The organism is Nereida sp. MMG025 (genome assembly GCF_021654165.1).
GTDB lineage: Bacteria > Pseudomonadota > Alphaproteobacteria > Rhodobacterales > Rhodobacteraceae > Nereida.
Map to the genome: position 1 here is coordinate 1 of NZ_JAKFZN010000006.1, position 12,161 is coordinate 12,161.

The following is a 12,161-nucleotide window of genomic DNA, read 5'->3' on the forward strand; positions in this document are numbered from 1 at the left end:
GTCTTTGTTATCCATGATCTGTAGATCAAGGCTGCAGTCCACATGTGGGGCGAGCAATTCGCCGTCTGCGCAGACCAAAAAGAAAAACCCGGTATTTTTGAGGGAAAACGCACCGCTCCAAAAGCTTTCTACGTCTTTTTCAAATTTGGTTTTCCATGTCTTCCAAGCGGCCGCTTCCCATTTTCGAATGTCGGCAAGCTTTTCCCCCTTTCGCCCGTAGTGTGGGAACTGGCCTGTATCCTTACCGCCGTCCGGGTTGATCTGGGTCATCCCGATTTTGAGCTTTAGGGTCAGGTTGATGTTTTCGGCCTTCGCGTCGTCAAAACACATTTCTGCGTCATACCGGCTAAATGCGTGGGAGAAATTATGCTGCAATGGATCAATCCTTTAAATTCGTTGTCGTGGTATCTCAAACTCACCCGGGTTTGCCTAAATCGTGAAAATTCCAATTGGGCTCAGGGTGGGGCCGAATTGTTAGCTCTGTTTTATCGCGAAAGGCCAAAAAGACGAAATCGCGCCCAAGGGTCGTGTCAGGGCCAATGCGATAAATGCTGTGAGACCATTAGAGTGATGCGTTTGACCGGCAAGTGCAAGCGAAGCACCCTTGGCACCGATTATCCTTGTAATTCGCATGCTTCGAGATCTGAAACGGCTTTGTTAAGTTTGTTTTGCAAGTTGGTCAAAAGCGAACGTAAATTCATCTTGGCGTTCATGACCCAGGTTTGATCGTTTTCCCGAGCTGCCAGATAGTTATCGAATCTTTGGTTCAACGCCGTTTCATAGCGCATCGCAGAATCATACATTTCACCAACAATCACGAGGCTGCTAAGGGTGTTTCCGGTCTTGGTCAGATCACTTTCCTTAAGCCCATCTGCGATAAGCCCGGCCGTCGAACCACTTCGATCCTTAAGAAATTGGATGCCATCTTTTCGGATTTCCTCTTCTGAGGTTCCCATTGCAGACTTTATTCCGATCACGGCCGTATCGTAGTGTGCCTTGGCCGTGTTCAGCAGGGCTTTTTTGCCCAAAGACGCGTTCTTGGACGATCCAGCCAAAGAGAATGTCAGATCGACGCTTTTGTCTCCGACTTCAGAAAAGGCTTGGCCATACGACTTTTGTCCACTTACGGCTTGCGCAATCGATCCACTCGATTCGATCGCTGTGACCCCCGCTTTGGCATATTTCGCGGCGGCAGGATTGATGCTTGAAAAGGCGGAGGCGGCAAGGTCCAGAAAGCCAATAGATGTCTCCATGACCAAAGCGGCAACCAACTCACCCGTGGCGAGGAATTCAAGCTTGTCCGAGAGCCGTTCGACTTCTCTGATCTGGGCTTCGGCATCCCTGACCAATGCACGTAAATTGGCAACCTTGTCCTTTTCTGTTGAACAGGTCTGCGGCTTACTCACTTGATAACGGAACGCACGTTGGCTGCTCAGAAAGTCCTGGCGCGGCATTACACACTGGTTCATGATTTTTCCTTCACTAGAATTTTGAACAACAAGGATTTACGAAAATACGTAGCCGAACCCACCGTCGCCATGGGTTACAGTCAATGAATTGAATTCTTCTCCGGCCACCATTTTTTCCAACACCTTCCGCGACATTTCGGGAAGGATCGAGTTTGTGATGATATTGTCGATCATACGCCCGCCGCTGTCAGGGTCTTTGCATTGCTCGGTGATATGGTCGAGCACGTCATCCCCGTATACCATTTCAGCATTGTGACTGGCGGCTAATCGTTTTGCGACCGAACGCAGTTTCAGCTTGGTGATATCTGCCAGCGCGGGCTTGCCCAATGGGTAATAGGGAATTGAAACGATCCGCCCAAGCAAGGCAGGCGGGAAGACATCCAACTGGAACGGTCGAAGTGCGGTTGCCAATTCATCGACATCAGGTTCCGCGACACCGCCCTCGGCCATTTCCATGATGACCTCTGTCCCCACGTTAGAGGTGAGAAGGATCAAGGTGTTTTTAAAGTTGATCGCCCTTCCGTTGCCGTCTTCCATAATGCCTTTGTCAAAGACCTGAAAGAAAAGCTCATGAATATCGGGATGTGCTTTTTCGATCTCGTCAAGCAGCACGACTGAATAGGGTTTGCGACGGACAGCTTCGGTCAGGCGACCACCTTCGCCATACCCTACATATCCGGGAGGGGCCCCTTTCAGAAGCGAGACAGAATGAGCCTCCTGAAATTCCGACATGTTGATGGTGATGATGTTCTGTTCCCCGCCATAAAGCGTTTCTGCCAGGGCCAAAGCTGTTTCCGTCTTCCCTACACCCGACGGACCACAGAGCATAAAGACACCGATCGGTTTTTCGGGGTTGGCCAGCCCGGCGCGGCTTGTTTCGATCCGCTTTGCAATGGTTTTTAAACCGTGATCCTGTCCGATGACCCGCTCTTTCAAACGCTCGGCCAAAGTCAAAACCGCGGCCATCTCATCCTGAACCATTCGTCCTGCGGGAATACCCGTCCAATCGGAGATGACAGTCGCCACTGATTGGGCATCGACATGGGAATAGACCATGCGATCATCCGGGTTGCCGCCGTCTAGTTCCGACATTTTTGCCGCAAGGTCGGCAAAGGTCGTTTCGTCCTTATCGTCCGCTTCGCCACCGTCGTCGGCATCATCACCACTTGCCAGGCTTTTGCGAAGGGCGAGGATACTCTCGACAAGCTCTTTTTCGGCCGCATATTTTGTTTCCAATTCGCTCAGTTCCCCCTCACGAATGGTCTTTTCTTCTTTGGCTTCTGTCAGGCGATCTTCGTTGGTCTTGCCCAATTCGCGCTCGGCCTCTTTAGAAGCGATTTCGGTTTCGAGGGCTCTGATTGCTTGGCGCAGATCACCAATGCGCGCGGGTGTCGAGGCTTGGGAAACTGCGACACGGGCACAAGCGGTATCGAGCAGGGAAACCGCTTTGTCCGGTAGTTGGCGGGCAGGAATGTAGCGGGCCGATAGGCTGACGGCCGCTTCGATGGCTTCATCCGAAATTCGCACGCCGTGGTGTGCTTCCATCGGGCCGAGAATGCCGCGCAACATGAAGCAACAACGTTCCACGTCGGGTTCTTCGATATCAACGGGTTGGAAGCGGCGGGTCAGCGCGGGGTCTTTTTCAAAGTAATTCCGATATTCCGACCAAGTGGTCGCCGCGATTGTGCGCAATGTGCCGCGTGCCAGAGCGGGTTTCAGCAAGTTGGCGGCATCACCCGTTCCAGCCGCTCCGCCGGCCCCGATCAGCGTGTGGGCTTCGTCAATAAAAAGAATAATCGGGGTGGGTGAGGCTTGAACTTCGTCAATCACCGATTTGAGACGTTGCTCAAACTCGCCCTTCATCGACGCGCCCGCCTGCATGGATTGAATATCCAGTTCGTAAAGCTTGGTGCCTTGCAGCAAAGGCGGCACATCGTTTTCCGCAAGACGCTGTGCGAAGCCTTCAACGACGGCAGTTTTGCCAACACCTGCTTCGCCTGTGAGGATCGGGTTGTTTTGGCGACGGCGCAGCAAGACATCAACGATCTGGCGGATTTCGTCATCACGCCCCACGATCGGATCCATCTCGGCCGCTGCGGCGGTCATGTCTTTTGCAAATCGTCCCAAGGCCGTGCTTGCACCAGACCCCGACTCTTTCCCACCTGGGCCAGAGGACAGACCGGCGCCATCCATCGGGCGCATGTCTTCTTCTTCACTGTCGGCCCAAATTGTCTGAGCTTCTTTTGCCAATTGATCGGCGGACAGCGATCCAAGGGTTGGCGACAGACGATCCAGAACACGTTTTTGTTCAGAAGACGAAAGTAAAGCAACAAGGGCATGCCCCGAACGCACTTGAACTTCGCCGAACAGCAGGGTGGCGTAGACCCACCCGTTTTTGAGCATTTGGGCCATGCTATCGGAAATGGCAGGGGTTTCAGTGACGTTCTTATCCAGTTTGCCGAGGGCTGCTGTCAAATCCCGCAGGACAGTAGTGCGATCAAGGTTCATCGCAGCAAGCATGACCGAAATGTCCGAATGCTGGTTTGAAACAATGTGATATAGCCAGTGTAGAACGTCTACATGGCGGTGGCCTTCGCCCCGCGACAAGCTCATTGCCTGAATAAAAGCGTCATACCCTGTGCGGTTGAGTTTTCCCGCATACTTTTCAACCTGAATCTCCGCAGCCATGTTAGCTATCCCTTATGCGTTTTCCATTGAAATTTGATATTGTGTGGCTCTGACGGCATCCGTGCCAGCGGAAGGCGCCTTGCTAATTTGAAAAGCGCTCGTCCAGCCAAGCTCTGTAATTTTTCCAAGCTGCATGGGCGCAAGTTTTGCATGTGGCAACCAAAGAGCGACATCAACTTCGTAAAAAGGCCCCAGATACGCCAAAATGAGATCTTTTAATTCAGCTTGTCGATCGCGGCCGGGCAAATAGCTGCGGTATTCTTTGATTGTGCGGCACTCGATGTGCACAATGATCTTTTCGCTAATCGATGGGGCGCGTTTCCCAATCCGAAAATCCTGTCCAAGGCCCATCCCTTGGGCACCAAGTATCGAGCGATCTTCTTCGTCGAATTCCAACCAGCTGGTTACAAACTCATCGATGCGGATAGGAATTGAGAAATGAGCCGATAAAATCTGGCGAAGCTTAACAGGGCTGCGCACGCGACCCATCGCAAGAGCAGTATAGCGCAAGCGGATGATATCATCGACTGGGGATTTTTCCGCCAGATGAGCGCTAGCGTCTCCTGTTAATGACCTCAGAAGACTTGGAAAATTGCCGCCACTCGGGTGGTCAAATTGCGTAATCGGGCGCGCGTCTGACCACGATCGGTAAAAGAGCTGTTGGAAACGAACCGTGAAGATGTCCGTGAATTTTACAAAGGCGCGATCACCGCGACGGACCCACCTGTCAACCTCGCGAGTCATAGCATGAGGCAGGGGGCCAAAAGGACCATAAAATCCGAGGAAACGTGGTCTGATCTTTGGGGGTGCCGCATCAAGATCCATTTGCGAAACTTCGTCACTCGCAAACCCAGTGTATGGGTCTTGACCCATTTCCACGATATCTTGTGCGACCCTTGCGCTTTGCCCGATACGTGGCTTGGATTGCCCCCTGCGTTCAACTAAACGCATCGCTTGCAAAAAGCTCCAGCGTTTTTGGGGCTTATCGTTGGCCTCAGTCAAAGCAACGGTCCTGATCCGCCGCGCGGCGGCCATGTCTTTAGGATTTGGTTCTTGGAATTTGTAACGATGCATTGTGTAAAGGAATTAACCGCAGCGTAATCCGCAAAGAACCGATCTAGTGCGGCGCTCATTGTGATCATAACGGCAGGTTCCATTACATATTCGTCGAACACCAAAGTGATTTCCATTCCACGGGCAGGATGAAACCCATCAGGGCGTTTGATGGTGCGTGTTCGTGGGCGTACCTTTATGTCGGTGAGCGCATTGATCTGCGAATCCGTGAGCTGGTCTGAAACATCCGAAAATAGGCGCAGAACCTCACGTACGGCATCAATATCACCTTTTCCATGCGCACCAGTGAAACCTCGATAACTTAAGGAAATGAGAGAGATAAGGCGCCAATAATTATCACCAGCTTTCATGCGGTGGGGCCCATCGTTTTCCAAGTCAGCAACGGCCTCTCGGGGCGCAGTGGGACCAGATTTTAGCTTAAAAGTGATAATACGGTTATCAAGCAGATGGAATGTTGCCTCTAGTAGAGGCAAGACCTCTGGTAGATGCCGGTTCGAGCACAATGTTTTTACAAAAAGTAAATTAGCAGGATCGGCCTCTGGAGGTTCATAAAAGGTGATCCATGTTTCGGTTCCTTCGTATCTGAACCGTGTACCGCCAACACGCCGCTCTGATTGGGACAGCGAGCGTTTTTCGCGTTCCGAAGTGTAGTAAAGTGCTTGGCGAGGTGAGGCGGAGGACGACGGGATGCCGTAGAGCGGATGAACTGGCATCTTGTCTCGTGCGGCGTCATATTGCGCACGGACATCCAGGATGCGCTGCACCTCGTAGTTCACATTTGGTGTTCTATTCGGGGCGACGAGATGCTTATGTGCTCCGCTGTCCAGCGCAATTGGTTTTGCGTCATCTTCGAAAAGGTTGACCGCAGGCGCACAAAAAATCGTCAAATTCTTTTGATCGAAATGGGACTTTAGATGTTTGTTTGGCTGATCGAATTCAAAAACCAACTGTGCGGTGGTGCCCGTGACGCCTTTGATATGATTGGTTAAATTGGCGATACGAAAGCCTAGAAACTTGCGCGGAAAGGCAAAAAATTCGAGCAACGTGCTGACACCAGGGAATAGTCGCTCGTCACGGCCATAAAGCGAATTTTCAGAATCGAACCCTACCTGCTGAATGTCGGAGTTTGGAATGCGATGAAAAATAGGCGTGCCCATGTTATCTTCCCAACGCAAAGATACACGCAAAAGGCGGCTAAAAATTTGTTCGTAAAGCGCCTGCGCTTCTTGAATGGGTCCCGTAAAATGAACGGGTAGGCTGTCTGCTTGTAAGGTCGAGAACGGTGTTTCCGCAGTATTCTTGAAAGAAATAACAAGCCCTGCCGCAGTGCGTTGGCTATGATCCGACGCCATGTTGTTATCACAGCCAAGCGCATTCAATGGGGTTGCGGTTGCATGATAATCGGCAGCGGGTAGTGCAATAGGCCAAAAGGTGATTGGCTCTGCCAACCGGAACCGACAAGCCACGCGGCGAGAGGCTTCGCTAAAGGTAGCCTCGATGTAGGACCCTGCTTCGAGAGTTCGGCCTTTGATCAAATCTGCCGGCTTTTCGGGTGTTGATCCCTCGACAAGTATCGCGGAAGCGAGGGGGGCTGTCATCTCGGGGTTTACTTGTTCGAGGAGCTCGTTTGAAAAAGTGCGGAACTGCTGGTCGATGTTGAGCTGGACACGCGCAGCCAAAAACGCAGAGCCCTCCAAAAGTCCAGCTATGGATGGGTCAAGGTTTTCTTCGAGCAATCCCCCCAGACGGTCTGCGAGCCCAGGATAGGTTTTGGCGAATTGCGCCGCGCGCTCCTTGAGAAGCAACAATTCGCGCTCATAGGCTTCTTTGAAATCCTTCTTCATGACTTAAAGCCGCGCGGAATTCAGGACGACTTTGCCAGCGCCCATATCGACATCGGCATTGAACTCAACCGGTATGTCTGCAGGGTCGGCGATCAGGTCAGCGGTGACATGAACTTCAACGCGCTGGCTATTTTCACTTTCCAACAAACCGACGCGAACATGAATGCTTTCTTTCAATAGTCGCGGTTCATGTCTGGACAAAGAATCTTTAATGGATTGCTCGATGTTGTGGCTCGTCAATTCTTTTCGCGTCAGATTGCTCAGATCCTGAAACCCGTAGTTTAGGATAGAGGATGCAACATGCGGAGCTTCGCTAAGGTCAACGGCGGCATCGAGGCGGATCGTGTTCATCAATGTCGCGAGGTGCACTCGCACATGTTGGCGAAGCGTCTCTTCGTCTACGCCAATTCGCCGCGCATTTGATCGCCCACTAATTTCGGAAATTGTGTTCAGGCCGTCCGCTTCGGTTGATGACTTGGCCGTAGCCGAGCTGTCGTTTTCCTCGAATGCGTGACGAAAGACGTCAAATAAAGCGATGCGCGAACGCTCATGTATGCGACGCGACTGCCGCTGGCGCGGCGCTTTGGAAGAGGAGGAGCGAGACGCCATTTTATCATCAAAAAACGGTCGACCACGAGAAGCGGTCGACCGTTAGTTCAGTATCAGACTGGCTTGTTTTTCGCGATGTCGAAGCCTGCGTTGCCCTCGGGGCCTTTCGAACCGTCGGCTTTTTGCGATGCGTAGACAACTTCATATTTCGCGAAGTTCAGTGTTACTGTTTCCATAACACGGTCCATGCCGTCGCCCGAACCGCCTGTCTCATACGAAGAGATCATGATGTCGGTCATTTTTACGCGAAGATACTCGAGAGGCACGTTGCCGGCTTTGCGAACAATCAGTTCGCCTGTCGCGATGTGTGTGCCCGAAGCACAAGCTTTGAGCAGCTCGTGTGTCGCCATATCAACATATTTCGTGAGCGTCATGTCACGGACGTTTACTTTACCAGCACCGCCGCCTGGGCCGAGGTGTGTTGTGCCCGACTGGGACATGCCCCAGGACCATTGCAAGACATCAATTTCGCCAGCGTACTTGTCGTCGACCGACTCGCCTTTGATTTTGTCCAATTTCAGAAAAATATCGACTGCCATGATGTAACTCCTTGATCATGCTAGTTAAAATTAGATTACTTAGGGGGCGGAATTTTGGATACCAGGCTCATCCCGATGTCCATACCCTCCATCTGGAAGTGTGGTTTAAGGTAAAACTTACCCATGTAGTAACCAGGGTTAAGCTCGTCTTCCACAACTTCAACCTTGGCATCAGCGAGCGGCTTTTTGGCCTTCTCACGTTCATCTGCATTTTCGGGATTGAGAGTTACGTACTGATCAATCCACTCCTGCAAATTCATACGGATCTGGTCCTTGTCGGCACTAGAGCCGATTTGGTCACGGATCATTGCCTTCAAATAGTGACTAAACCGCGAAATCGCGAACATATATGGAAGTCGCGACGACATGTTGTCTGATGCCGTGGCTTGCGGATCCACATAGGATTTCGGCTTGTACAACGATTGGCCACCAAGGAAGACTGCCTTGTCGGTGTTTTGTCGGTGGACCAAGCCAAGAAGGCCTACTTTCGACAATTCGCCTTCGCGACGGTCATCAATACTGACTTCGGTTGGGCATTTCAGGTCTTTCTCACCCGAACCCGTGTCAAAATGGTGTGTTGGCAATTGTGCAACTTCACCACCCGACTGAACACCACGGATACGAACAGTCCAGCCATGCTCTTTGAAAGCACGGTTGATGTTTACAGCCATAGCGTGAGCCGCGTTCATCCACGAATAGTTCTCAGAGCCGTGTCCATCTGTATCTTCCGTGAAGTTGAATTCCTCCACGGTCATGGTGCTGTCGGGACCATAAGGCTCACGCGCAAGAACGCGGGGCAAAGTGAGGCCGAGGAAGCGCGCGTTTTCACTATCGCGCAGTGAGTTCCAACCCGCGTAATCAGACGCCGTGAACAGCTCTTCGATATCAGGGGGGTTCGAGAGATCATTCCAGCTATCAAGGCCGAGAAGTCGCGGACCGGCTGCCGAAATAAATGGGGCGAGTGCCGCTTCCGAAATCTTGGACATTGATGTCAACAGCGCAACATCGGCTGATGAATGATCAAAGTAGAAATCGCCTACAATCGCGCCCATTGGATCCCCGCCAAGGGTACCAATTTTGCGTTCATAAATCTGACGATAGAGTGGTGACCTATCCCATTTAGCCCCTGGGAAGCGCTTCATCATACCAGCGAGTTCTTTCTTTGACGTGTTCAGAACCTCTACTTGGAGAGATGCGCCCGTCTCAGAATTATTGAGGGTATAGGCCAAGCCACGCCAAGACGACTCCAGTTGCTGGAATTCTTCGTTGTGCAAAATTTCGTTGATTTGACTGCTTAGCTCTTTGTCAAGCCCGGCGATCATACCTTGAATTGTATCGATTACGTCTTCGTCAATGAGATTTTCATCTGCAACCGCGGCCTGAACGACCGTTGACAAAGCATTATCGATTGCCTTCTCGGCATTCTCGGTTGTTGGGTTAATCGTTTGCTTGAGAATAGCGGAAAAATCTTCAAGCTCGCTCAGCGCGCCTTGATCTTTTGCTGACTGTACCTGTGAGTCTTCAGCCAATGTTCTATCTCCCTATGTCTGAAACACGCGCACGGTTAAGTGTTGTCGCCTTCAGATGTTTGCGCAGCTTCATCCGCCGCTTTTTGTGCATCAGCTTCGGCTTTAGCCTGTTCTGCCAAAACCTTTAACCTAGCAGGGTCATTAAGCAATTCTTTGATTTGCTCTTGTGCCTTAGGCTTTGATGTCATGTACAGCAACAAATCAGCCAGTTGCTGACGCGCTTGAAGCAGTTCGTTCAAAGCAGGAACTTGGCGCGCGATATTTGCGGGCTCAAAGTCGTCCATAGAATTAAAGCGCAGGTTCACGCCCATTTTTTCGCCGCTGCTATCTTTCAGTTTGCTGTCCACCAAAACGGACAATCCAGGCTGAACTTTTTGCTCCATAAAGCTGTCCAGCGTAGCATTGGTAACTTTTTCAAATGTGCGCTGATCGATGGGGGCTTTTTCGACACCTGCGTTGTTCCCAGATAGGTCACTCATAACACCCATTACAAAAGGAAGCTCTACGTTCTTTTCGGAATCGATAGGGTCTGTATACGCAATGTGTACACGTGGTGGACGGTTGCGGCGGATATGTCCCGAGCCTGTATCAGAAGCCAATGCAGTATCTCCAATAATTTCTTTTGGTAAGAAGACGATGAAGCGAGTTAAGTGTCAACTCTGTAAGTAACTCAAAACAATCGTAAGCTGAGTTATAGGGCAAATACAATCAATTTCCTTTCCCATAGGGCACGTAACCGTGGGTGAATGCTTCGAAATGGTAAACAATGGTAACGTGAGCAGCGCATCGTCAATTGCCTCTCGCCAGACTTTTGGGGCGAAGCATGAAATCCTGACGAATTAATAATCTTGCTTGGGGACGAATTCTTTCAAAAGCGCCTCAAAGTCCTTACCGATGTAACTGCGGGCGCGTTTAAGCAGCATTGGGATAGGTGAGGAGCGCTCGACCGTTCGAAAATATGTTTCCACGGCAAGGATTTGCGTTCCAGCGGCGGCGGCATCGCGCACAACGATCGCGCTTTTGCTTTGCTCCATTGGGAGTGGACTGACGGACGCTGGAATTGGGTCTGGTTCGGGCGCGGGCTCAGGTTCGACGTCGGGAACAGCTTCCTGGTCCGTTTCACTAACATCTGGACTTTGTTCATCACCAACTTCGACGGTAGCGTCCGCATCTGGCAAGCCTGCATCAGTATCGTCCGTCGTCACTTCATCCTGGTCACTTTCGTTTTCGGCGGGAACAACCTCGGGTTCTGGCTCTGGTTGAGCAACGGGCTCTGTCTCCCAAACAGATTCGGCGACTTCTTCAATCAAAACCTCATTGGCGAGACTGCGCAGTTGCCCGTGGGCCAGTTGAAATCCGTTGTCGGAAATGAAATCAACTTTCGCCCGCTCCGCCGAATTTGGCATCAGGATATCAAAGGCATCAATTAGCGATTTACCAATCAAAAGGCGGGCTTGCGTGACCAATAACACGGCCGCAGAGGAAGGTTCGTTTAGGCCAAAGTACGTCTCGACCGCTGCCAAGCGACGGCGGGCTTCATCATGACTTTTGACATCTGGCACCTTGGCATCGGGACCAGTCGGCCCGCTTTCTTCAGCATCGCTGGTAGTATCGTTTTCGGTGCTTTCCGCCTTTAACTCTGGAAGTGACATCGAAATCACATCCATCACGGCGGTAATTTCATCTTTGAGCGTTTGGAGCTGCGGGGTATGCGGCTTGCTCGCTGACAGACAAGCAACCTCGATCCGCCCGAGATTGCGCAAGATATTATCGAAATACTCAAACTCTTGTTTTGCGACATCCTTCACTTTTGAAAGATGGCCTAACATCGACTCCAGATTGAGATCATCCTCACCATCGTGGCGGGTGACAGACCCGTTGCAAACCATGACCCGTCTGCGCGTCGCTCCGCTTTGGGCAATATCGTGATAGCGCAATGGAAGGATCATTGCGCCCATGATTCCAAGATCATTGATCGCCTCAAGTCGGTCGCGGGGCGCTTCTTCGATATTTGGGTGTGCGTCCTCTGGCATCGCTTCGATAAGGTCGGCCATCGCCGCGATGCTCTCATCCAAGGTTTTGGGGTTACTTGCCAATGCAGCCCATTGCGCACGCAAAGTGAGCAAGCGAACGTCCCGCGTCTTTTTTAGAAGCGCATCAATCGCCTTCAGCTCTGTCTTCAGCGCAACGGTCTTTGGATCAAATATTTTGTCTGGTGCTTTTTGACCTTCGCCGATTGCGAGGCCAAGTTTGACGTAATCATCTGCCTCTGGCAGGCGACCTAGCGCATCAAAATAATACTCTGAAAAAGTTGGGTCATCTTCCATCCACAGGTCCGGCCCCGAGGGGGAATCATCGGAAACTGCGTCTTTAATCCATTCGAGACTCATCTTAGGCCACTTTCCAAAC

9 protein-coding genes and 1 pseudogene are annotated in these 12,161 nt (G+C 51.4%); all 10 read right to left on the reverse strand.

The window, feature by feature from the left end:
* Positions 1 to 375: pseudogene (locus L1065_RS13200) on the reverse strand (hypothetical protein); the annotation flags it as partial.
* Positions 376 to 614: 239 nt separating this feature from the next.
* Complete coding sequence (locus L1065_RS13205) at positions 615 to 1,469, reverse strand: hypothetical protein (protein WP_237095976.1); 855 nt, start codon at positions 1,467 to 1,469, stop codon at positions 615 to 617.
* A gap of 36 nt (positions 1,470 to 1,505) precedes the next feature.
* The gene (gene tssH / locus L1065_RS13210; protein ID WP_237095977.1) at positions 1,506 to 4,157 is read right to left on the reverse strand and encodes a type VI secretion system ATPase TssH; all 2,652 of its coding nucleotides are present in this window, start codon (positions 4,155 to 4,157) and stop codon (positions 1,506 to 1,508) included.
* A 12-nt stretch (positions 4,158 to 4,169) separates the two neighbouring features.
* On the reverse strand, positions 4,170 to 5,159 hold the full coding sequence (gene tssG / locus L1065_RS13215) for a type VI secretion system baseplate subunit TssG (RefSeq protein ID WP_237095978.1): 990 nt from the start codon (positions 5,157 to 5,159) through the stop codon (positions 4,170 to 4,172).
* A complete protein-coding gene (gene tssF / locus L1065_RS13220) occupies positions 5,156 to 7,075 on the reverse strand; it encodes a type VI secretion system baseplate subunit TssF (protein ID WP_237095979.1) in 1,920 nt (639 codons plus the stop codon). Before tssF ends, tssG begins: the two co-directional genes overlap by 4 nt.
* 3 nt (positions 7,076 to 7,078) lie before the next feature.
* Positions 7,079 to 7,684 (reverse strand): type VI secretion system baseplate subunit TssE, encoded by a 606-nt coding sequence (gene tssE, locus L1065_RS13225; RefSeq protein ID WP_237095980.1) that lies wholly within the window; start codon positions 7,682 to 7,684, stop codon positions 7,079 to 7,081.
* A gap of 53 nt (positions 7,685 to 7,737) precedes the next feature.
* Entirely contained in the window at positions 7,738 to 8,223 is a 486-nt protein-coding gene (locus L1065_RS13230; RefSeq protein ID WP_237095981.1) for a type VI secretion system tube protein Hcp, read from the reverse strand.
* Between the two features lie 35 nt (positions 8,224 to 8,258).
* Positions 8,259 to 9,752, reverse strand: coding sequence for a type VI secretion system contractile sheath large subunit (gene tssC / locus L1065_RS13235; RefSeq protein WP_237095982.1), 1,494 nt, complete (start codon positions 9,750 to 9,752; stop codon positions 8,259 to 8,261).
* 35 nt (positions 9,753 to 9,787) lie between these two features.
* Entirely contained in the window at positions 9,788 to 10,351 is a 564-nt protein-coding gene (gene tssB / locus L1065_RS13240; RefSeq protein WP_237095983.1) for a type VI secretion system contractile sheath small subunit, read from the reverse strand.
* A 240-nt stretch (positions 10,352 to 10,591) separates the two neighbouring features.
* Entirely contained in the window at positions 10,592 to 12,142 is a 1,551-nt protein-coding gene (locus tag L1065_RS13245) for an ImpA family type VI secretion system protein (protein WP_237095984.1), read from the reverse strand.
* Positions 12,143 to 12,161: the final 19 nt, after the last annotated feature.

What these genes read in the sequence shown, in the direction of transcription:
- L1065_RS13245 (WP_237095984.1), bottom strand. Translation starts at nt 12,142, where the DNA reads ATGAGTCTCGAATGGATTAAAGACGCAGTTTCCGATGATTCCCCCTCG.
- L1065_RS13205 (WP_237095976.1), bottom strand. Translation starts at nt 1,469, where the DNA reads ATGAACCAGTGTGTAATGCCGCGCCAGGACTTTCTGAGCAGCCAACGT.
- tssH (WP_237095977.1), bottom strand. Translation starts at nt 4,157, where the DNA reads ATGGCTGCGGAGATTCAGGTTGAAAAGTATGCGGGAAAACTCAACCGC.
- L1065_RS13230 (WP_237095981.1), bottom strand. Translation starts at nt 8,223, where the DNA reads ATGGCAGTCGATATTTTTCTGAAATTGGACAAAATCAAAGGCGAGTCG.
- tssE (WP_237095980.1), bottom strand. Translation starts at nt 7,684, where the DNA reads ATGGCGTCTCGCTCCTCCTCTTCCAAAGCGCCGCGCCAGCGGCAGTCG.
- tssF (WP_237095979.1), bottom strand. Translation starts at nt 7,075, where the DNA reads ATGAAGAAGGATTTCAAAGAAGCCTATGAGCGCGAATTGTTGCTTCTC.